Here is a 21,055-nt window from a genome sequence, read left to right on the forward strand (position 1 = left end):
CCGGCGCTGCCACGGTTTCCGCCACCCCCCGGCGGGGAGTGCGCCGGGCGCGGGGCGCCCGCCACCCGTTCGGCTGCCCGGCGCCCCGCCGCCGGCCGTCCGCCGGCGGGAGCGGCGCACCACCGCGGCGGGTGGTGGCGAAGCGGCGCCCGGGCCCGGTTCCACCCCGACCGGGGACGTGGGGAGGCGCTGAACAGCCACTAAAGTGAGGGCCATGACCGACCACACCGCTCTCTGGCCGGCGCCGACCGCTTCCGGCCCCGTCGACGCGACCGTCACCGTGCCCGGATCGAAGTCGGTCACCAACCGCGGACTCGTGCTCGCCGCCCTGGCCGCCGAACCCGGCTGGCTGCGCCGGCCGCTGCGTTCGAGGGACACCGTGCTGATGGCCGAGGCGCTGCGCACGCTCGGCGTCGGCATCGAGGAGGGCGTGGGCCCGGACGGCACCGGCGAGGCGTGGCGCATCATCCCGGCCGGGCTGCACGGCCCGGCGACGGTCGACGTCGGCAACGCGGGCACGGTCATGCGCTTCCTGCCGCCGGTCGCCGCGCTGGCCGACGGCCCGGTGCGGTTCGACGGCGACCCGCGCTCCTACGAACGGCCGCTGCACGGCGTCATCCACGCGCTGCGGGCGCTCGGCGCCATGATCGACGACGACGGGCGCGGCGCGCTGCCGATGACGGTGTTCGGCGGCGGCTCGCTGACCGGTGGCGCGGTGGAGATCGACGCGTCCTCCTCCAGCCAGTTCGTGAGCGCGCTGCTGCTGTCGGGCCATCGCTTCAACCAGGGCGTCGAGGTCCGGCACGTCGGCGGCACGCTGCCGTCGATGCCGCACATCCGCATGACGGTGGACATGCTGCGGGCGGCCGGCGCGCAGGTGGACACCCCGGAGGCGGGCGGCGAGGCCGACGTGTGGCGGGTGACGCCGGGTGCGCTGCTGGGCCGCGACCTGGTGGTCGAGCCGGACCTGTCGAACGCGCAGCCGTTCCTGGCCGCCGCGCTCGTCACCGGCGGCCGGGTCACGATCCCCGACTGGCCGGCACACACCACCCAGCCGGGTGACGCACTGCGCGACCTGTTCACCGCGATGGGCGGAAGCTGCGAACTGACCGAGCGGGGGCTGACGTTCACCGGCACCGGCAAGGTGCAGGGCATCGACGCCGACCTGGGCGAGGTGGGCGAGCTGACGCCGGGCATCGCGGCGGTCGCGGCCCTGGCCGACTCCGAGTCGGTGCTGCGCGGCGTGGCGCACCTGCGGCTGCACGAGACGGACCGGCTGGCCGCGCTGACCCGGGAGATCAACGGCCTGGGCGGCGACGTCACCGAGACCGAGGACGGCCTGCACATCCGCCCGCGCCCGCTGCACGGCGGCGTCTTCCACACCTACGACGACCACCGGCTGGCCACCGCGGGGGCGCTGCTGGGCCTGGTGGTGCCGGGAGTGCAGGTGGAGAACGTCGGCACGACCGCGAAGACGCTGCCCGACTTCGCCGGGATGTGGCACGACATGCTCGGTGAAGGCGTCTGAGGGACCCGCGATGCGGCGCTACAGCAAGAACACCGACGAGGACGACATCAGGTTCCGCCCCAACCGCCGCGGCACCCGGCCGCGCACCCACCAGCGTCCCAAGCACGAGGACGCGGTGGAGGGCCTGGTGCTCACCGTGGACCGGGGCCGCATCACCTGCCTGGTGGAGGACCGCACGGTCACCGCGATGAAGGCCCGCGAACTGGGCCGCAAGGGTGTGGTCGTCGGGGACCGGGTGGCGGTGGTCGGCGACCGCACCGGCGAGAAGGACACGCTCGCTCGGATCGTGCGGGTCGAGGAGCGCTCGTCGGTGCTGCGCCGGACGGCCGACGACGACGACCCGTTCGAGCGCATCGTCGTCGCCAACGCCGACCAGCTGGCCATCGTCACCGCGCTGGCCGATCCCGAACCGCGGCCCCGGCTGATCGACCGGTGCCTGGTCGCCGCCTTCGACGCCGGGCTCACCCCGCTGCTGGTGCTCACCAAGTCCGACCTGGCCTCCCCCGACACCCTGCTGGCCAGCTACGCGCCGCTGGGTGTGCCCGCGGTCGCCGTGCACCACAAGGGCTCGACCGAGGAGGTCGCGGCGTTGCTGGCGGGACGTGTCACCGCCTTCGTCGGGCACTCGGGGGTGGGCAAGACCACACTGGTCAACGCGCTCGTCCCGGACCGGATCAGGGCGACGGGTGTGGTCAACGCCGTCACCGGGCGCGGCCGGCACACCACCACCTCGGCGCTCGCACTGCCGCTGCCGACCGGTGATCCGGACGCTCCGCCCGGCCGCGGGGGCTGGGTGATCGACACTCCGGGTGTGCGGTCCTTCGGCCTGCACCACGTGGACCCGTCGCGGGTCATCAACGCCTTTCCCGACCTGGAGCCGGGCACCGCCGAGTGCCCGCGCTCGTGCAGCCACGACGAGGCGGAGTGCGCACTGGACGCCTGGGTGGCCGCCGGGCACGCCGACCCGGCCCGGCTGTACTCGCTACGCCGACTGCTCGCCACCCGCGAGCGCCGCGAGGGCGACTGAGCCCCGGCCGCCCCGGGTCGGCGGCGCCCCTGCCCGGCGGTGCCCCCGGTGTCCGCCGGGTCCGGCCGGCGGCCGTCAGTACGGGCTGGTGGTGCGCCGCCGCAGCAGCGCGGTCACGGTGTCCGCGACGCGGGCCGGCACCTCCGGCTCGGCCGGCGGCGCCACCACGTACGACAGGGCGAGCCGCAGCCCCGTCTCGACGGCGCGCGGCGGAACCTGCTCCGGGCCGCCGAGGACGGCGACCAGCCGCTCGCACAGGCGGCGCAGCAGCAGCTCCGGGGAGTCACCGGGCAGCGGCAGCCGGGCGTCCCAGCTCCCGGTGAGCGCGGCCCGCACCAGGGGTTCCTCCTTGGCCCGGTAGACCAGCCAGCCGGCGGCAGACGCGCAGCACACCGCCGGGTCGCCGCCCGCCCGGCGGGCGGTGGCGGCCGCGGTGGCCGCCCCGCGTACGAAGGCCTCCGTCCGGCGTTCGACGAGCGCCGCGCCGAGGCCCTCCTTGGAACTGAACTCGTTGTAGAGCGTCTGGCGGGAGACACCGGCGACAGCGGCCACGTCCACCATGCGCACGGTGGCCCAGGGCCGGTGGGTGAGGGCTGCCTGGGCGGCGGACAGCAGGCTTTCACGCGCGGCGGGCATGGCTCCCCTCCCGGTCCGACGATGGACCTGCCGCACAGAATTGACGCGGTGTCGGCCGGTGTCAAGGGAGCGGACGGGCCGGTGTGCGCCCCGCCCGGGAAGGTGCTCGTGCGGCCGTCGGGCATCGCACTGGTTACTGTTCACCCATGCCGGAGTACCACGATGACTTGCGTTTCGCCCACGTACTGGCCGACGCCGCCGACGCCACCACCATGGAGAGGTTCAAGGCGCTCGACCTGAAGGTGGAGACAAAACCCGACATGACGCCGGTCACCGAGGCGGACAAGGCGACCGAGGAGCTGATCCGGAGCGCGCTGAAGCGGGCCCGTCCCCGGGACGCGCTGCTCGGCGAGGAGTTCGGCACCGAGGGCAGCGGCCCGCGCCGCTGGGTGATCGACCCGATCGACGGCACCAAGAACTACGTGCGCGGTGTGCCGGTGTGGGCGACGCTGATCGCGCTGATGGAGATGGGCGAGGGCGGCGACCACCCGGTGGTCGGCATGGTCTCGGCGCCCGCGCTGAACCGCCGCTGGTGGGCGGCGAAGGGCAGCGGCGCCTACACCGGCCGGAGCCTGTCCCAGGCGACCCGGATGCACGTGTCCCAGGTGTCGCGGGTGCGTGACGCCTCGTTCGCGTACTCCTCGCTCAGCGGCTGGGAGGAGCGGGGCCTGCTGGGCGGGTTCCTCGACCTGGGCCGGGACTGCTGGCGGACGCGGGCCTACGGCGACTTCTGGCCCTACATGATGGTCGCCGAGGGCGCGGTCGACATGTGCGCCGAACCGGAGCTGTCGCTGTGGGACATGGCTGCCAACGCGGTGATCGTTCAGGAGGCCGGCGGCACGTTCACCGGTCTGGACGGGCGCGACGGCCCGCACAGCGGCAACGCGGCGGCCTCCAACGGCCTGCTGCACGAGGACCTGCTGGGCTATCTGAGGGGCTGACGGGCCTCCCCCCGGGCGGCTCCCCACGGCGCCGAGGCGCGCGAACCGGCCGAGTGCCGCGTCGCGCGCCTCTTGTTGTGTTCCACCTCACGTGTGACCATGAAGGCTCACTCGCTTGTGCCCTTGTGAACTCACTCTCGAGCGGGTTCCTCCAAGGAGGTGGCAAACGACCATGCCCACCCACGTACGCGACGCCATGAGCACCGTGGTGCTCAGCATCGGCCCGACCCACACCCTGCGCCAGGCGGCCGGCCTCATGGCGGCCCGCCGGGTCGGGGCCGCGGTGGTCCTCGACCTGGACGACAGCGGCGTCGGCATCCTCACCGAACGCGACATCATCCACTCACTCGGCGCGGGGCAGGATCCCGACCAGGAACGGGCCGGCACCCACACCACCACGGAGGTGGTGTTCGCCGCGCCCGACTGGACGCTCGCCGAGGCGGCCGGGGCGATGACCCGCGGCGGCTTCCGGCACCTGATCGTCCTGGACGACCGGGAGCCGGTGGGCATCGTCTCGGTCCGCGACATCGTCCGCTGCTGGTCGACCGCGCCCGAACCCACCGGCGCCGCGCTCGCCTGACCGGGGGCACCCGCGGGAAACCGGTCGCGCGGCGCGGGCCGCGCGACCGGTGACGGCATGCCGGAGGGGCCGGAGCTCAGCAGCGTCCGACCCCTCCGGGGTGTTACGGCAAGCGTCGTCAGCCGCGGAGGGCCTTGACCGCGACCTCCAGCCGCTTGCCGTAGTCGGCGTCCGCCTTGCGGAAGTTGTCGATCGCCCGCTCGGCGATGTCGTCGCGGGAGACCTTGGCGATGAAGCCCGCCAGGTTGTTGACCAGGCGCTCCTTCTCGTCCTCCGACATCAGCCGGTAGAGGTTCCCGGCCTGCACGAAGTCGTCGTCCTCGGAGTGCGCGGGCGCCTCCCAGTCACCGGTGGCACCGGAGACGGGGGTGGGCTCCCACAGCGGGCGGCCGGTCTCGACCGGGCCGCCGAAGCTGTTCGGCTCGTAGTTCTTCGCCCCGCCGTGGCGGCCGTCGTACATCAGGCCGTCCCGGCCGTGGCTGTTGGCGACCGTGGCGTGCGGACGGTTCACCGGCAGGTGGTCGGCGTTGATGCCGACCCGGTAGCGGTGGGCGTCGCCGTAGGCGAAGAGGCGGCCCTGGAGCATCTTGTCGGGCGAGGGGCCGATGCCCGGCACGAAGTGGTGCGGGGAGAAGACCGACTGCTCGACCTCGGCGAAGATGTTCTCCGGGTTGCGGTTGAGCTCCAGCTTGCCGATCTCGATCGGCGGGTAGTCGCCGTGCGGCCAGACCTTGGTCAGGTCGAACGGGTTGAAGCGGTAGTTCGCCGCCTCGGCCGCGGGCATGATCTGCACCTGCACGGTCCAGCTGGGGTACTCGCCGCGCTCGATGGCCTCACGCAGGTCGCGCTGGTGGCTGTCCGCGTCCTGACCGGCCAGGACGTCCGCCTCGTCCTGCGTCAGGTTCCTGATGCCCTGGTCGGTCTTGAAGTGGTACTTGACCCAGAAGGCCTCGCCGGCCTCGTTCGCCCACTGGAAGGTGTGCGAGCCGTAGCCGTTCATGTGGCGCAGCGTCGCGGGGATGCCGCGGTCACCGAACAGCCAGGTCACCTGGTGCGTCGACTCGGGCGACAGGCCCCAGAAGTCCCAGACGTTGTCCGCCTCCTGCGAGCCCGTGTAGGGGTCGCGCTTCTGGGTGTGGATGAAGTCGGGGAACTTGATGGCGTCCTTGATGAAGAACACCGGGGTGTTGTTACCGACGAGGTCGTAGTTGCCCTCCTCGGTGTAGAACTTCAGCGCGAAGCCGCGCGGGTCGCGCACCGCGTCCGCCGAGCCGAGGTTGCCGGCCACCGTGGAGAAGCGCAGGAAGACCTCGGTCTGCTTGCCGACCTCGGAGAGGAACTTCGCCCGGGTGTAGCGCGAGACGTCCGCGGTGAGCGTGAAGGTGCCGTACGCGCCGGCGCCGCGGGCGTGCACCACCCGCTCCGGGATGCGCTCCCGGTTGAAGTGCGCGAGCTTCTCCATCAGGAGCTGGTCCTGGACCAGAACGGGACCGCCGACACCGGCGGTCTGGCTGTTCTGGTTGTCCGCGACCGGTGCTCCGGACTCCGTGGTGAGCGGTCCGGTGATCTCGTTCTGAGCAGTCACTACGCCTCCTGCGCCTCAACGTACTGTCCCTGGGCTTTCGCCGAGACCTGAGCTTACCTTAGACTTTGTCCAAGTCAAGATGAATGTGAAGCCCGTACGGAGTCCGGGGTAGGCGGCCCACGCTGCTAAACTGGGCTCGACCTGAACGATGGGTGGGATTGATGAGCGACCTGCTGGAACGACTCCGCGACCGCGGTTGGCGGCTCACCGCACAGCGGAGGGTCGTTGCCGAGGTCCTCAACGGCGACCACGTGCACTACACCGCCGACGAGGTTCACGCGCGAGCCGCCGAACGCCTGCCCGAGATCGCCCGGGCGACCGTCTACAACACGCTGAGCGAGCTGGTCTCCCTCGGGGAGGTCATCGAGGTCAGCACGGACGGCCGCGCCAAGCGCTACGACCCGAACGCCCACCACAGCCACCAGCACCTGGTGTGCTCCCGTTGCGGCACCATCAAGGACGTGCACCCGTCCGAGGACCCGCTGGCGGCGCTGCCCGAGGGCGAGCGGTTCGGCTTCCGCATCTCCGAGGCGACCGTCACCTACCGCGGCGTGTGCCCGACCTGCGCCGACGCCTGACCGCCCCCGCGCCCCGCCGGCCCCCGCCCGTGCGGGGCGCTCAGGGAGAGCCGCACATGACGAAGGCCCGGATTCCTGAGGAATCCGGGCCTTCGTTCTGAAGTAGCGGGGACAGGATTTGAACCTGCGACCTCTGGGTTATGAGCCCAGCGAGCTACCGAGCTGCTCCACCCCGCGTCGTTGTGCCTTCACTGTAGCCGCGCGGCGACGACCAGCGCAAATCGCGCCCGGACACCCCGCGCCGGGCCCGGAGGGCGGGGCCGCCTGAGCGGCGGCGATCCCGCCGCCGCTCAGGCGCTCAGCTCCGCCCGCAGGGCCTCACTCAGCCGGGCGGCCCGCTCGGCCACCTCCGCCGGGCCCGACTCCACCGCCCTCGCGCACCAGTGGCGCCCCTCGGCCAGGTCACCGCGCCGAGCCGCCAGCAGGCCCAGGCGCAGCGCAGCGCGGCCGTGGCCCGCCTCGGCGGCCCGCGTCCACCACAGCGCCGCCTCCGGCTCCGCGCCCTCCCGGGCCAGCAGCAGCCCCAGATTGAACGCGCCGTTGCTGCTCCCGGCCTCTGCGGCCATGCGGTACCAGTGCGCGGCCTCGACCACGTCCCCGCGAGCCGCCGCGCACATGCCCAGCCGCACCTGCGCCCGGCGGTGGCCCTTGCGGGCCGCCTGCTCGTACCACCGCTCGCACTCCGTGGCCTCCTCGTCCGGCTGCGCCCGCTCGGCCGACCCGGCACCCTCGTCCGCTGCGCGCTCCAGCAGGGAGGCGAGCCGGAACGCGGCCTCGGCGCTGCCGCCGTCCGCGGCCTGCCGCAGCCGGCTCTCCGCGCCGGCCGTGTCGCCGTCACGCTGGAGCGCGATGGCCACTTGGAGGGCCGCCTCGCAGTGACCGGAGTCGGCCGCCCGGCGGTACCAGTCCAGCGCGGCCCGCTCGTCACCGCGGCCCGCGTACAGGATGCCCAGGTTGAACGCGGCGTCCACGCTGCCGCCTTCGGCCGCCTTGGAGAACCACGGCTCGGCACCGTCCGCGTCCTGACGCTGCAGCAGCAGCACCGCAAGGGCGTTGGCCGCCTCGATGTGCCCAGCGTAGGCGGCCCTGCGGTACCACTGCTCGGCCTGCGCGGTCCGGCCCTGTCCGGCGCACAGCAGCCCCAGGTTGAACGCGCCGTTGACGTCACCGGCGTCGAGCGCGGCGCGGTACCACCGCTCCGCGGACTGGAGTTCACCGCGGTCGGCGTGCAGTGCACCGAGAGCGTTCGCGGCGTTGCCGTCGCCGTCCCGCGCGGCCCGGCGCCACCACTGCTCGGCGGCCTCCTCGTTGCCGGCGTCGCGCAGTAGGAAGCCCAGCGCGCAAGCGGCCCTGGGCTCACCGTCGTTGGCGGCGATCAGGTACCAGCGGCCCGCTTCGCGAAGGTCATCGCGCTCCTCCAGCAGCGTGCCCAGGCGCAGCGCCGCCTTGCGGTGGCCGCGAGCCGCGGACTGCCGGAACCAGCGCTCCGCCTCCTCGGCGGAGGCGCCGGCCTCACCTCGCTCGGCACCGCGCAGCGCGAGCATGCCGACCCGGTAGGCGGCCTCGCGGTGGCCGTGCTCGGCGGCCGCCCGGAACCACTGCGCGGCGCCGTCCTCACCGCGGTGGGCGAGCAGGTCGGCCAGCGCGTAGGCGCCCAGGGTGTGGCCGGACTCGGCGGACTGCCGCAGCCAGTAGGCGGCCGCGGGCTCGTCACCGCGCTCGCGGTGGTGACGCCCGAGGGCGTGTGCCGCCGCGGCGGAACCGGCGACCGCAGCGGAGCGCCACCAGACGGCGGCTTCCTCGGGGTAGCCGCGCTGGTGCAGGAGCACGCCCAGGTTGTTGGCTGCGGCGCGGTCACCGGCTGCGGCGGCTGTCCGCAACTGCGGTTCCGCTGCGGACAGTTCACCTCGGCGCAGCAGTTCAGCGCCGAGCGCGCTGGCAGCCGCGCTGTCGCCGGGCAGATCGGCGGCGGGCTCCGTCAGCGGAGCCGCGCCGTCGAGGGTGTCCGGGCAGCCTGTTTCCCCAAGCCTTGCCATATCCCCCATAAGGTCCATCGTCGCACCACCTGCAACCTGGGTACACCTGGTATACCGCAGCCAGTGAGGTCACTTCAGCAATTTGTCGACTTCCCGACATGGCGGTCGTTCAAACTCTCCGTACACCAGTGCCCCCCGTTTCCCCACACATGCAGAAGGCCCGGAGTCGATGTGACTCCGGGCCCTCATGTGCAGTAGCGGGGACAGGATTTGAACCTGCGACCTCTGGGTTATGAGCCCAGCGAGCTACCGAGCTGCTCCACCCCGCGCCGTTGCGTGACCAACACTAACACGGCGCGGGATGGCATCCGTACCCGTCTCGCACGGGCGTGCGGATGGTCGCTACCTGGCGTTCTCGGCTTCCTTGAGAGCGTCCTGCAGGTCCTTCTGGGCCCTGCCGTACGCCTCCCAGTCACCGTCCTGGAGCGCCTTCTGGCCGTCCTCGTAGGCCTCCCTGGCGTCCTTCAGCGCCTCCGAGAGGGTCGGGGCCTCACCCGGCGGGGTGGCGCCCTCCTCCTCGGCCGGCGGCTCCTCCTCGGCCGGCGGCGTCTCTCCCTCCGCCGGTTCTGACGGTGAGTCGCCGTCCACGTTGAAGACCTTGTCCAGCGCCTCGTCCAGGGTGTTCTCGAAGGCGAGGCGTTCGCCGTAGGTCGCCAGGACCTTCCGCATCCGCGGGTAGTTGGTCCCGGCGCCGCGGACGTAGACCGGTTCGACGTAGAGCAGGCCGCCTTCCAGCGGCACCGTGAGCAGGTTGCCGTACTCCACCTCGGAGTCACCGCGCTTCAGCAGGTTGATCGACTCCGCGATGGTCGGATCGGAGTTGAACTTGCTCTGCACCTGCTGCGGACCGGCGACCGTGGTGTTGGCCGGCAGTTTCAGGATTCTGATCTTGCCGTACTCATCACTCCTGGCATCGGCGTCGACTGCCATGAACGCGCCGAGCGTCTCCCGTCGGTTCGGGTTGAAGGTGGTGGTCAGGGAGAACGTCTGCGCTTCCTGGTCCGGCATCTTCATGCTCAGGTAGTACGGCGGAACCGGCGTGCCCTTGTGCGTCGGGTCGTCCGGGATCTGCCAGCGCTCGGAGCCGCTGTAGAACTGGCCGGCGCTGGTGACGTGGTAGCGCTGGAGCAGCTCGCGCTGCACCTTGAAGAGGTCCTGCGGGTAGCGCAGGTGGTCCATCAGCTCGCTGCTGATCTCGCCCTTCTTCTCCACCGTGCCGGGGAACGCCTTCATCCACGTCTTCAGGACCGGGTCCTGGGTGTCCCACTCGTAGAGCTTCACCTCACCGGTGTAGGCGTCCACCGTCGCCTTGACGGAGTTGCGGATGTAGTTCACCCGGTCCTGCTGGGCGATCACCGCCCGCTGCCCGTCGGTCAGCGAGTCCTGCGTGGTTTCCCCCAGCGTGGTGCGCGAGGAGTAGGGGTAGCCGTTGGAGGTGGTGTAGGTGTCGACGATCCACTGGATCTTGCCGTCCACCACCGCCGGGTACGGGTCGCCGTCGATGGTCAGCCAGGGGGCGACCGCCTCCACGCGCTCCTTCGGGGTGCGGTTGTACAGGATGCGCGAACCGTCGCCGATGGCGCCCGAGTACATGATCTGCGGCTCACCGAAGGTCAGCGCGTACGCGGCCCGGTTGACCGGGCCGGAGACGTCCACACCGCTCTTGCCGGTGTAGGTGTACGTCTTCTCACCCTCGTCGTCGGCGTAGTCCAGTTCCTGCTGGGGGCCGCCGACGATGGAGTACTGGGTGGTCTGCTCGCCGTAGTACACCCGCGGCTGGTACTCGCCCGCGAGCTGCTCCTCCGGCGGCAGGTTCTTCTCGGTGAAGACCGGGGTACCGTCGTTCTCGATGTCGGTACCCGAACCCGCGACCATGCCGAAGCCGTGGGTGTACTTGAAGTGGTCGTTGATCCAGTTCCGCTCGGGAATGCCCTCGATGTTGATCTCACGGAGACCGACGACGGTGTCCTGCTCGTTGCCGTCCTCGTCGGTGTACCGGTCGACGTCCAGGGTGTCGGGGAACGTGTAGTACCCGCGGACCTGCTGGAGCTGGCGGAACGTCGGCGAGACCACGCTCGGGTCGAGAAGCCGGATGCTGGCCGTGGTGTCGGCCGCCTCGCGGAGCTTGTCGTTCTGCGCGTCGGTGTCCGGCGTCACGCCCTGGTAGTCCCGTACGTCGGCATCGTCGATGCCGTACGCCTCCCGCGTGGCCTTTATGTTCTTCTCGATGTACGGCGATTCCTTGGCCTGCTCGTTCGGCTGGACCTGGAACTTCTGCACGATCGCCGGGTAGAGCCCGCCGATGAGCACCGCCGAGAGCACCATCAGGCCGAAACCGATCACCGGCAGCTGCCAGGTGCGGCGCCACAGCGTCGCGAAGAACAGCAGCGCGCAGATCACCGCGATGAAGAACAGGATCGTCTTCGCCGGGAGATACGCGTTGGCGTCGGTGAAGCGCAGGCCCGTCCAGTCGCTGGTGCCGCGGATCTCACTGGACTTGACCGCCAGCCCGTACCGGTCGAGCCAGTACGCCACTGCCTTCAGCGCCACGAAGACGCCCAGCAGGACCGAGAGGTGGCCGGTGGCCTGGGAGGTCGCGCGGGCACCGGGGGTGGTGAGACGCAGACCGCCGTAGAGGTAGTGGACGAGCGCCGCCGCCAGCAGGGAGAGCACCGCGGCGGCGAAGCCGAAGCCGAGCAGGAAGCGGTAGAAGGGCAGGTCGAAGGCGAAGAACGAGATGTCCTTGCCGAACTGCGCGTCCGTCTTGCCGAAGGACGTGCCGTTCACCCACATCAGCCAGGTCCGCCACTGGCCGGCCGCGGAAGCGCCGGAGATGAGCCCCACCAGCGCGGTGACGGCGAGCAGCACCCACTTCTTGTAGGGCGCGATCCCCATCCGGTAGCGGTCCAGGCTCTGCTGCTCGAGCGACATCGCGCTCAGCGGCGGGCGGAGCCGGTGGGCCAGCCAGACGTTGAAGCCGACGGCGACCGCCATCAGCAGGCCGAAGACGGCGAACAGCCCGATCTTCGTCCACAGGGTGGTGGTGAAGACCGTCGTGTACTGGACGGACCGGTACCAGAGCCAGTCGGTCCAGAACCCGGCGAACATGACAAACAGCATGGCCAGCACCGCCAGCACGCCTGCTGTGATCAGCAGGGTCTTGGCGCGCCTGGAGGGCTGGCCGACTCTGATCCGTGGTCCGGTGGGACCTCCTGAGCCCCTGTCCGGCATCTGGAAAGCCAAGGTGCGCACCTCGAAGATCGCAATGGATGAAACTGGCCCCGCATACTAGGGCTCACCTAGTCAACTTACTCAAGCTTTACTCAGTTCCCGTTTCCGGGGTCATGCAGGGCACGATATGGGCATGAGTGAAACTTCCCCTGACGGCGCCGGTTCCCCCGCCGGTGCCACGGGCGGCACACCGCTGGCCGCCACTCCCCTGACCCGGGCCGTACTGGAGATCGACGAGTACACCGCGGGGCTCGGCTGGGACCAGCCGGCCCGGCTGTTCGCCCTGGTCGACACCGCGCGGCTGCGCAGCGAGGAGCCCGCCCTCGCCGGCCAGCTCGGACTCGACGACACCGAAGAGGACGGCCCGGCGCAGGCCGCCCTCACCCCCGTCGAGCAGGACGAGCTGCCCGACGGCCTCCCGCTGGACGAGTTCCTCGGCACCATCGCCTGGCCGGACGCGGTCACCGGATGCGCCATGACGGTGGAGCGGCTGATGCTGCCGCCGAGCGCGGAGGGCGAGGTACCGGACGACCTGGACGACGAGCAGCTCGCCCGCTGGGTGGCCGAGCACCCGCAGCACCAGGAGGTGCGCATGACGGTGGCGGTGCTCCGGGACGGCACCCGCGAGTCGGCGATCCGGCTGCGCGACAAGGACAGCACCACAGAGGTGCTGACCGGCGGGAACCTGGTGCCCGGCCTCGCCGACGCGCTGACCGCCACCTTCGAGGGCTGACAGCCGCCTACGCGGACCGGCGGGCTCCCCGGCCCCCGCGCCCCGCCCGTGACGGGCGGCACGGGGGCCGAGGCCGGGCAGTGCTGTCCCGGCGCCCCGGGGGCTGCTTGCGGGGGCGGGATCAGCCCGCGGCGCAGCGCGGCAGGTCGTCGGTGCGGTCCTCGCGGATCTGCTCCAGCGCGTCCATCGCGTCGTCCATGCTGGTGACCTTCACCAGGGTGAGTCCGTCGGGCCCGCTCTTCGCCGCCGCCGGGCAGTTGGCCTCGGGGGTGAGGAAGTAGGAGGCGCCCGCCGCCTTCGCGGCCCGGGTCTTCATGGTCACGCCGCCGATCGGGCCGACCTGGCCCTCGCCGTCGATGGTGCCGGTGCCGGCCACGAAAGCGCCGCCGGTCAGGTCGGTCGGGGAGAGCTTGTCCACGATGCCCAGCGCGAACATCAGGCCCGCGCTCGGGCCGCCGACGTCGGCCAGCTTGATGTCGACGGCGACCGGGAAGGTGTGGGCCGTCCCGGCCTGGATGCCGACGATGGCCCGCTGGTCGTCGTCGGCCGCCGCGGTGGTGACCGTGACCTCGCGGGTGTCGCCCTCCGCCGGGTCGTCACCGGCCTTCTCCGCGGCCTCGGCCGTCTTCACCGGCACGACGGTGAACACCACGTCCTCGCCGGGCTCGTGCTCTGTGACGAGTTCGGCGACGTCGCCGGGCTGCCGCACCGGGCTGCCGTCCACAGCCTTGATGACGTCGCCGGCCTTCAACGTGCCCTGCGCGGGGCTGCCCTTGACCACGGACGCCACCACCGTGCGGGTGGGGACCTTCAGGCCCAACTCCTTCAGGGCGGCGACCTTCGCGCTCTCCTGCGACTGGGAGAACTCCTCGGCGTTCTCCTCCTCGGCCTGCTCGGCCGTCTTGCCGTCGGGGTAGAGCGTCTCCCGCGGCACCACCGCCGCGTCGTCCTTGAACCAGCCGTACATCGCCTCGACCAGGCCCATGCGGTAGTCGGCGCTGGTGACCCGCACCGTCGTCATGTTGAGGTGACCGGTGGTGCGGTACGTCCGCTGGTCCTCGTCCTCGATGTTCAGGACCGGGTCGCCGGCGTGCTCGCCCAGCGTGTTCACGGTCGGGCCGGGCGACAGCTCGGCGTAGGGCACGCGCACCAGCACCAGGGCGCAGAGCATGCCTATCAGCAGCAGAGTGGAGGCGAGGAGCGTCGCGTGTCGGCGTGACATGCGACGACAGTACGGGACGGACCTGTCAGTCGGCCGCTCGGGACGGTCCGTCCGTGGCCATCCGCGCCAGCCCCCGGCCCGTGCGGTCCTGCGAGCGTTCCATGGCGGTGCGGAAGGCGTCGTAGCCGGCGACCCCGGCGGCGTCGCCGCTGCTGCCGTCGGCTATCTGACGGGCGGCCCACGACGCCCATACGACCGCGGATATGCCGGCGGTGAGCGGTATCAGCAGCCAGACCAGCGAAGCCATGAACGCCTCCCACTCCCCCGCCCGAGCCGTGGGTCGGACGGTGATCCGTCGTCGGAGTGACAACGCTCGGCCCGGGACCGGGGTTCCGCAACCGGGCGGAATCCGGCCGCCCCGCAGCAGGGGGCCCAGGACCGCCGCAGGCGCAGGGCAGAGGCTCATGGGGGCTGCCGGACAGACCCGGCGGACCGTCACCCGATCGGCCGAAAAGGGACGTTCGGCAGGGGGTGTGCCCGCGGGGCGTGCCGACGGGGGTCAGCAGGCGCCGACCCACTCCTCGGTGCCGTCGGCGAACGTCTGGTGCTTCCACAGCGGCACCTGGTGCTTGAGGTCGTCGATGAGCCTGCGGCAGGCCTCGAACGCCTCCCCGCGGTGCGGGCAGGACACCGCGACGATCACGGCCGCCTCACCGACCGTGAGCGTGCCCACCCGGTGCACCGCGGCGAGCGCGCGCACGGGGAAGTCGGCGGCCACCTTCTCCGCGACCCGGCGCAGCTCCGCCTCGGCCGTCGGGTGGGCGGAGTACCCGAGCGCCGCCACGTCGCTGCCGCCGTCGTGGTTGCGCACCGTGCCGACGAACAGCGCGGTGCCCCCGGCGGCGTCGTCACCGACCGCCCGGTGCACCTCGTCGAGGGACAGCGGGGTCTCGCGGATCGCCAGCAGCCGGATCGGGTCGGCGGCGGCGCGCTCGCCGGGGTGGTCTTCGCTCAGGGCCATGCGGCTCATGCTGCCGCACCCGACCGGATTTCGGAACCGCCGACCAGCGCGTGGACGACCGGCGCGTGGACCACCCCGCCGGCCGGGCGCCCGCTCCACGCGGCCGGCCGGACGGTCACAGGCCGCGGCGCTTCCTGGCCCGGCGGACCAGGGCGGCCGTGCCGACCAGAGCGACGGTGGCGCCGGCCGCGCCGAGCGTGGTGGCGGCGTCCTTGCGTCCCAGCCGTCGGCCGGCGACGGTGTGCCGGCCCGACACCTCCGCCAGCAGCTCCGCCAGGACCTCCTCGTTGGTCCACTCCGGACGCCAGCCCGCGTCGTGCAGCCGGCTGCCGCTGACCACCCACGGGTTCATGGTGTACGCCAGGTCCCCGGCCGGGGACGGAGTCAGGCCGAGCCGGTGCAGCCGGGAGGCCGCTCCCAGCGCCACCGCGGACGGCAGCTCCATGCGCCGCACCCCCGACAGCTCCTCGACCTCCTCCTGCTCCAGCCACCCGTCGCAGCCCACGGCGAGCACACCGTCGACCTTCTCCAGCGCGGCGAACTCCAGGGCGCTCACCAGGTCCTCGACGTGGCAGAACTGCCAGCAGGGACGCGAGCCGGCGACGACCAGCAGCCGCGGCGACTCGAAGTAGCGGGTCAGCGCGGTGTCGGTGCCGCCGACGAGCACCGCGGGCCGCAGCACGGTGACGTCCAGCCCCGGGTGCGCGCGGGGCGCCCGCTCGGCCAGCCGCTCGATCTCCAGCAGGTCGGAGACGCCGGTCGCCTCGGCGGTGGCCCGCAGCTCGGCGTCCTCCGCGAGCGGCACGTCGTTGTCGGGCAGCGCGCCGTAGACCATCGCCGAGGTGCACAGCACGACCCGGGGCACCCCGGCGGCGGCAGCCGCGGTCAGCACGGTCTGCGCGCCGCGCACGTTGTAGGCGGTCCGGGCGGCGGCGTCCGTGCCCAGGTCCAGGTCGAGCGCCAGGTGCACCACGACGTCCACGGGCTCGCCGTCGCGGCGGAACCGGTCCGCGATGGCCGGGTCCCGTACGTCGAGCACGTGCCACTGGGCGTCGTCCAGGTCCCCTCTCCGCTCGTCCAGCGCGACCACCTGCCTGATCTCCGGGCTGTCCGCGAGCCGCCGGGCCAGCAGCGCGCCGACCCCCGAGGCGGCTCCGGTCACCGCCACGACACGGCGGGCGGCACCGTTTCGCGTTGCGCGAACGTTCGACTCCTGGGAACTCAACGGACTTCTCCAGCGGTTGTTTCCGGTACGGCATGCGCCAGCCCCCCATCCTGCCTGACTCGTGTCTAGGCTGGGGGGTAGAGCCCCTCACAGGCCGCGCCGGCCGAGCGCGAAGTCCACCCGTCACCGCAGAGATCCGAGGAAACCCGTGAGCGACACCCCATTCGGATTCGGCGTTCCGCCGGAGGAGCCGGAGGACGGCGACGAGGCGCGGAAGAAGCCCGGTCAGGGCCCCGGCCAGGGCCAGGGGCCGTTCGGTTTCGGCGACGGCCAGGGCAGCGCCGACAACCCGCTCGCGGCGATGTTCGGTTCGCTCGGCGGCGGCAACCCCGCCGACCTCGGTGCCGCGTTCCAGCGGCTCGGGCAGATGCTGAGCTACGACAGCGGGCCGGTCAACTGGGACATGGCCAAGGACATCGCGCGCCAGACCGTCGCCCAGGGCGCGCCGGACGGTTCGAAGGACTCCAGCGTGGGCCCGCAGGAGCGGGCCGCGGTCGAGGAGGCGGTGCGCCTGGCCGACCTGTGGCTGGACGGCGCCACGTCGCTGCCGTCGGGTTCCGGCTCGGCCGTGGCGTGGAGCCGCGCCGAGTGGGTCGAGGCGACGCTGCCGGTGTGGCGGGAGCTGGTCGACCCGGTCGCCGAGCAGGTCGGTGCCGCGATGGGCGACGTGCTGCCGCAGGAGATGCAGGCCATGGCAGGCCCGCTGCTCGGCATGATGCGGTCCATGGGCGGCGCCATGTTCGGCACCCAGATCGGCCAGGCGGTGGGCGTGCTGGCCGGTGAGGTCGTGGGGTCCACCGACATCGGGCTGCCGCTGGGCCCTGCGGGCAAGGCCGCGCTGCTGCCCGCCAACATCGCCGCGTTCGGTTCCGGTCTGGGCGTGCCGCAGGAGGAGGTGCGCTTCTACCTGGCGCTGCGCGAGGCCGCGCACCAGCGGCTGTTCGCGCACGTGCCGTGGCTGCGCTCGCACCTGTTCGGCGCGGTGGAGGGCTACGCGCGCGGCATCAAGGTGGACACCGAGAAGCTGGAGGACGTGGTCGGGCAGCTCGACCCGGCCCGTCCGGAGGAGATCCAGGAGAAGCTCCAGCAGGGCCTGTTCCAGCCGGAGGACACCCCCGAGCAGAAGGCCGCTCTGGCCCGCCTGGAGACGGCGCTGGCGCTGGTCGAGGGCTGGGTCGACGCGGTGGTGCACGCCGCCGCACAGCCCCACCTGCCCTCGGCAGACGCACTGCGGGAGACCCTGCGGCGACGGCGCGCGTCCGGCGGCCCGGCCGAGCAGACCTTCGCCACGCTGATCGGCCTGGAGCTGCGGCCCCGGCGCCTGCGGGACGCCGCCCGGCTCTGGGCCTCGCTGGCCGACGCCCGCGGCACCGACGGCCGGGACGCGCTCTGGGAGCACCCCGACATGCTGCCGACCGCCGCCGACCTGGACGACCCGGACGGCTTCGTGCACCACGAGCAGGCCGACTTCTCCGAGCTGGACCGGATGCTGGGCGACGCCGCCGGCAGCGCCAAGGGCAAGGACTCCCCCGGCCCTGAGGGCCGGGAGCAGGCCGACGGCCCGGACGGTCCCGGCGAACGCGGCACCGGGCGCGAGGACGACGAGCAGAAGTGAGCCTGCACCAGGACGCGGTGCGCGCCCTGACGGAGTGGACCGCACCCGGGCCGGCGCAGGACGCACTGCGCCAGGAGTACGTGGAGCACCTGGGGGAGCATCCCGAGGGCATGTGGAAGGCGTGCGCGCAGGGGCACCTGACCGGAAGCGCGCTGGTGGTGGACCCGGAGCGCGGGCAGGTGCTGCTGACCCTGCACCGCAAACTGGGCATGTGGCTGCAGACCGGCGGCCACTGCGAGCCCGGCGACAGCACGCTCGCCGGGGCCGCGCTGCGGGAGGCCGTCGAGGAGTCCGGCATCGCGGACCTGCGGCTGCTGCCCGGCGGGCCGGTGCGACTGGACCGGCACCGCACGCCGTGCGCCTGGCACCTGGACGTGCAGTACGCGGCGCTGGCCCCGCCCGGCGCGGTGGAGGCGGTCAGCGAGGAGTCGCTCGACCTGCGCTGGTACCGCTTCGACGAGGTCGCCGAGGTGGCCGACCGCTCGGTGGCGCTGCTGACCGAGCGGGTCCGCGTGCTGGTCTGAGGCCCGGACCTGCGGGACCCGGGGGTCCGCAGGTCCGGTGTCGCACGTCCGGGTCCCGCAGTCGTCGGGGGTCAGTTGGTGAAGATGCTGCCGCCCTGCTGGCCGCCCCAGGCGTTGCCCTGGTTGCGGCCGTGCGCGCCCTGACCGCCCATGCCGTACTGGGCTCGCAGTCCCTGCCCGATCTCGGCGCCCTGCGACGGCAGCAGTTCGCTGGGCTGGACCAGGGCGAAGCCCTCGCCCATGAAGCTCAGCTCCCAGCCCTCACCGGTCTGGCCGCGCCGCCGCCACACACCGGACGAGCTGGTCTGCGCCTGCATCTGCACGCGCAGCGAGCTGGACCAGGCGACCACGGCGTCGGAGTCGGCGCTCACGTAGGTGTCCGGCGTGACCCGCATCGTCAGCGGCTGGCCCGACGTCATCAGGGCGACCTTGCCCTGGCCTGAGATCACCAGGTTGTACTTGCCCGAACCGGAGATGCCGTACTGGCTGTCGACGCTCACCACGTCCCAGTGCAGGTGGGAGTCGAGGGCAAGCACGTAGGCACCGTCCACCGTCAGCCCCTGCTGGTCCACGTCGACCACGTGGATCGCCTGGGCGAGGTTCGCCAGGTAGACCGTGCCCTGGCCCGAGCAGCGCATCAGGTCGAGGCCCTCGCCGGTCGCCGAGCGGGCGTGGCGCTGGCCCTGGGTGCGGTACTCCCCGTCGAACTCGACGAGCCCCTGGTAGGCGACCATGCTGCCCTTGCGGGCGAGCACGTCCTCGTGGCCCGTGAGCGCGACACGCAGCATCTTGTCGTTCTGCAGCGTGTACCGGTCCTGGCTCTGGACCTCGGTGTACGCGAAAAGCGGACTCTGCATGGTGCTCCCCCTCAGCCCCGCGCCCGGAGGCGGTCGGCACTGTCCTCGCTGGGCTGGACGACAACGAATCCCTGCCCGGAGAAACCGAGCTGGTAGGCCTCGCCGCTGCCCCGGCCGATCATCGACGACGCCTTGAAGCTGCGCTTGCCCTTCATGCGCAGGTTGGTGGACCAGGCCACCAGCGCGTCCGGGTCGACGTACGTCTCGTCCGCACCGCGCCCGCAGTCGACGACGATCGGCGTGCCGCGGGACGTCAGCGCCACCCATCCCGTACCGGAGATCTCCACGTTGAACAGGCCCTGGCCGGCGAACTTGGCCATGCCCTTGACACGCTGCACGCCCCACCGCAGGTGGGCGTCGAAAGCGAGGATGTTGGTGCCGTTGACGGACAGGCTGTCCTCGGCGAGGTGCAGCACCACGACGTCGGCGCCGTAGTCGGCGAGGTAGAGCAGCCCGTCACCGTGGCAGCGCATCAGCGGCGCGCCTTCGCCGGTGAGCCACTGCGAGGCCATCTGGCGGACGGCCGGCGGGTTGGGCTCGTACTGCACGAAGCCCTCGTAGGCGACCATCGAGCCCGTGCGGGCGAACAGGTCGTGTCCGCCGGCCATGGCTACCTTCAGCATGTTGCTGCCGTGGTTCTCCATGCGGGCGGCTGGCGGGGTCGGGGCGAAGCCCGTAAGCGACTGCTGGCTCATGGCGGCGCCTTCAGATCTCGTAGGGCTGGACGACGACGAAGTTCCCCGGCGCACCGCGGAACTGGAGGTTCACGCTCTCCCCGCTGTGCCCGGGGTACGCCTGCCGGCGCAGCCGCACCTGAGTGGAGACGATCGCCTGGGCCGCTGCCGACCAGGCGACCACCGCGTCGGCGTCGACGTACGTCGTGGGCGTGACGGGCAGCACCACGGGGGTGCCGTGGGTCTTCACCACGACCGTGCCGGTGCCCTGGAACTGCATGGTGAACAGGGCGCCGCCGGGGATGCCGTGGCCCTCGATGCGCCGCACCTCGTGCTGAAGCGACTCGTCGAAGGCGAGGACCCGCTCGGCGGAGACGCAGATGGCGTCGCCCTGGAGCTCGATGGGGTGCAGGTAGTCGGCGTCCTCGGCCAGGAACACCTGGCCGTTGCCGGTGCAGCGCATGAGCTGCATCTCCTGGCCGGTGGCGTTGCCCACCACGCGGTTGCGGAACCCTGCGCCCTTGTAACCGAAGTCGACCTTGCCCTGGTAGAGCACCATGCTGCCCTGGCGGGCCAGCACCGGCTGCGGGTCGACGCCGAGGTCGACGCGGGCCAGCTGCGAGTTCTGCAGGGTCCAGCGCTGGCCGGTGGGTGCCTCGCGGTACTTCTCCAGCGTGACCCGCAGCCCGGCGGCGCCGCCCTGCGGCACACCCTGCCCGGCGGGGGCTCCCTGGCCGGGCATCGGCGGGTGCATGGCGGGCGGGGGCATGGCGGGCGGATGCATGCCGGGGGCGGGGATGCCGGGCGGGTGCATGGACGGCGGGTGCATGGCGGGGGGCGCCTGCGGGGCCTGGGCGGGTGCGGGCACTCCCGGCGGGGGCGAGTACTGCTGCGGCGGGCCGGGCGGCTGAGGTGCGTGCGGGCCCTGCGGGGGCAGGGTGAGCGGTGCGGCCAGCGTCGGTGCGGCGTGCTGCGGCACGGGGGCCGGCGGCGGCGGGGACGCGGCGGGCGGGCCGAAGCCGGCCGGTGGGGCGGGGGCGGCCGGCGGCGAACGCCAGGGCGATGCCCTGCCTGGCGGGCCACATGCCGTTCAGCCGGTACC

At 72.5% G+C, this 21,055-nt stretch carries 18 protein-coding genes, 2 tRNA genes and 1 pseudogene; 8 read left to right on the forward strand and 13 right to left on the reverse strand.

Annotated elements, in window-relative coordinates:
• Window positions 1-214 precede the first annotated feature (214 nt).
• Window positions 215-1,528 (forward strand): 3-phosphoshikimate 1-carboxyvinyltransferase, encoded by a 1,314-nt coding sequence (gene aroA / locus QNO07_RS25380; RefSeq protein ID WP_283994781.1) that lies wholly within the window; start codon window positions 215-217, stop codon window positions 1,526-1,528.
• Window positions 1,529-1,538: 10 nt separating this feature from the next.
• Entirely contained in the window at window positions 1,539-2,555 is a 1,017-nt protein-coding gene (gene rsgA / locus QNO07_RS25385) for a ribosome small subunit-dependent GTPase A (RefSeq protein ID WP_283994783.1), read from the forward strand.
• Between the two features lie 75 nt (window positions 2,556-2,630).
• Here rsgA and QNO07_RS25390 read toward each other — a convergent pair whose 3' ends face one another.
• Window positions 2,631-3,191 carry a TetR/AcrR family transcriptional regulator gene (locus QNO07_RS25390; protein WP_283994784.1) on the reverse strand — a complete coding sequence of 187 codons (561 nt, stop codon included), beginning with the start codon at window positions 3,189-3,191 and terminating at the stop codon, window positions 2,631-2,633.
• Between the two features lie 146 nt (window positions 3,192-3,337).
• On the opposite strand from QNO07_RS25390, the gene hisN reads away from it, so the two are divergent.
• Both hisN and QNO07_RS25400 read left to right on the forward strand, forming a co-directional pair.
• Window positions 3,338-4,132 (forward strand): histidinol-phosphatase, encoded by a 795-nt coding sequence (gene hisN / locus QNO07_RS25395; RefSeq protein ID WP_283994786.1) that lies wholly within the window; start codon window positions 3,338-3,340, stop codon window positions 4,130-4,132.
• Between the two features lie 172 nt (window positions 4,133-4,304).
• Window positions 4,305-4,712, forward strand: coding sequence for a CBS domain-containing protein (locus QNO07_RS25400; RefSeq protein ID WP_283994787.1), 408 nt, complete (start codon window positions 4,305-4,307; stop codon window positions 4,710-4,712).
• Between the two features lie 118 nt (window positions 4,713-4,830).
• Here the strand turns inward: QNO07_RS25400 and QNO07_RS25405 are convergent, their stop codons facing one another.
• Window positions 4,831-6,297: a catalase gene (locus QNO07_RS25405; protein ID WP_283994789.1), complete on the reverse strand. Its 1,467-nt coding sequence runs from the start codon at window positions 6,295-6,297 to the stop codon at window positions 4,831-4,833.
• Window positions 6,298-6,458: 161 nt separating this feature from the next.
• Here QNO07_RS25405 and QNO07_RS25410 point away from each other — a divergent pair, with 161 nt between their 5' ends.
• A complete protein-coding gene (locus tag QNO07_RS25410) occupies window positions 6,459-6,875 on the forward strand; it encodes a Fur family transcriptional regulator (protein WP_283994790.1) in 417 nt (138 codons plus the stop codon).
• 103 nt (window positions 6,876-6,978) lie between these two features.
• On the opposite strand, the gene QNO07_RS25415 is transcribed toward QNO07_RS25410, so the two are convergent.
• The 4 genes from QNO07_RS25415 to QNO07_RS25430 form a co-directional block, all read right to left on the reverse strand.
• Window positions 6,979-7,052, reverse strand: a tRNA-Met gene (locus tag QNO07_RS25415).
• 113 nt (window positions 7,053-7,165) lie between these two features.
• A complete protein-coding gene (locus QNO07_RS25420) occupies window positions 7,166-8,920 on the reverse strand; it encodes a tetratricopeptide repeat protein (RefSeq protein WP_502961937.1) in 1,755 nt (584 codons plus the stop codon).
• 186 nt (window positions 8,921-9,106) lie between these two features.
• Window positions 9,107-9,180 (reverse strand) — tRNA-Met (locus tag QNO07_RS25425).
• Between the two features lie 73 nt (window positions 9,181-9,253).
• Window positions 9,254-12,163 (reverse strand): UPF0182 family membrane protein, encoded by a 2,910-nt coding sequence (locus tag QNO07_RS25430; protein ID WP_502961938.1) that lies wholly within the window; start codon window positions 12,161-12,163, stop codon window positions 9,254-9,256.
• Between the two features lie 112 nt (window positions 12,164-12,275).
• Between QNO07_RS25430 and QNO07_RS25435 the strand changes: the two genes are divergently transcribed.
• Window positions 12,276-12,875, forward strand: a complete 600-nt coding sequence (locus QNO07_RS25435; RefSeq protein ID WP_283994792.1) for a PPA1309 family protein — start codon at window positions 12,276-12,278, stop codon at window positions 12,873-12,875.
• A 121-nt stretch (window positions 12,876-12,996) separates the two neighbouring features.
• Here the strand turns inward: QNO07_RS25435 and QNO07_RS25440 are convergent, their stop codons facing one another.
• The 4 genes from QNO07_RS25440 to QNO07_RS25455 all read right to left on the reverse strand — a co-directional run bounded on the left by QNO07_RS25440 (window position 12,997) and on the right by QNO07_RS25455 (window position 16,283).
• Complete coding sequence (locus tag QNO07_RS25440) at window positions 12,997-14,097, reverse strand: YlbL family protein (RefSeq protein ID WP_283994794.1); 1,101 nt, start codon at window positions 14,095-14,097, stop codon at window positions 12,997-12,999.
• A gap of 25 nt (window positions 14,098-14,122) precedes the next feature.
• Complete coding sequence (locus tag QNO07_RS25445; protein WP_283994795.1) at window positions 14,123-14,344, reverse strand: hypothetical protein; 222 nt, start codon at window positions 14,342-14,344, stop codon at window positions 14,123-14,125.
• Window positions 14,345-14,596: 252 nt separating this feature from the next.
• On the reverse strand, window positions 14,597-15,058 hold the full coding sequence (locus QNO07_RS25450) for a molybdenum cofactor biosynthesis protein MoaE (RefSeq protein WP_283994796.1): 462 nt from the start codon (window positions 15,056-15,058) through the stop codon (window positions 14,597-14,599).
• A gap of 115 nt (window positions 15,059-15,173) precedes the next feature.
• Window positions 15,174-16,283 (reverse strand): SDR family oxidoreductase, encoded by a 1,110-nt coding sequence (locus tag QNO07_RS25455; protein WP_283994798.1) that lies wholly within the window; start codon window positions 16,281-16,283, stop codon window positions 15,174-15,176.
• 148 nt (window positions 16,284-16,431) lie between these two features.
• Here QNO07_RS25455 and QNO07_RS25460 point away from each other — a divergent pair, with 148 nt between their 5' ends.
• Together QNO07_RS25460 and QNO07_RS25465 are read left to right on the forward strand one after the other, a co-directional pair.
• A complete protein-coding gene (locus tag QNO07_RS25460; RefSeq protein WP_283994800.1) occupies window positions 16,432-17,898 on the forward strand; it encodes a zinc-dependent metalloprotease in 1,467 nt (488 codons plus the stop codon).
• A complete protein-coding gene (locus tag QNO07_RS25465) occupies window positions 17,895-18,422 on the forward strand; it encodes an NUDIX hydrolase (RefSeq protein WP_283994802.1) in 528 nt (175 codons plus the stop codon). The genes QNO07_RS25460 and QNO07_RS25465 overlap by 4 nt, the downstream gene beginning before the upstream one ends.
• A 71-nt stretch (window positions 18,423-18,493) precedes the next feature.
• Here QNO07_RS25465 and QNO07_RS25470 read toward each other — a convergent pair whose 3' ends face one another.
• From QNO07_RS25470 to QNO07_RS25480, 3 genes and pseudogenes are all read right to left on the reverse strand, one after another.
• Window positions 18,494-19,279 carry an AIM24 family protein gene (locus QNO07_RS25470; protein WP_283994803.1) on the reverse strand — a complete coding sequence of 262 codons (786 nt, stop codon included), beginning with the start codon at window positions 19,277-19,279 and terminating at the stop codon, window positions 18,494-18,496.
• A gap of 11 nt (window positions 19,280-19,290) precedes the next feature.
• Complete coding sequence (locus QNO07_RS25475; RefSeq protein WP_283994805.1) at window positions 19,291-19,974, reverse strand: AIM24 family protein; 684 nt, start codon at window positions 19,972-19,974, stop codon at window positions 19,291-19,293.
• A gap of 10 nt (window positions 19,975-19,984) precedes the next feature.
• Window positions 19,985-21,031, reverse strand: a pseudogene (locus QNO07_RS25480) (AIM24 family protein); the annotation flags it as partial.
• Window positions 21,032-21,055: the final 24 nt, after the last annotated feature.

Source organism: Streptomyces sp. 549 (assembly GCF_030124175.1).
Classification (GTDB): domain Bacteria; phylum Actinomycetota; class Actinomycetes; order Streptomycetales; family Streptomycetaceae; genus Streptomyces.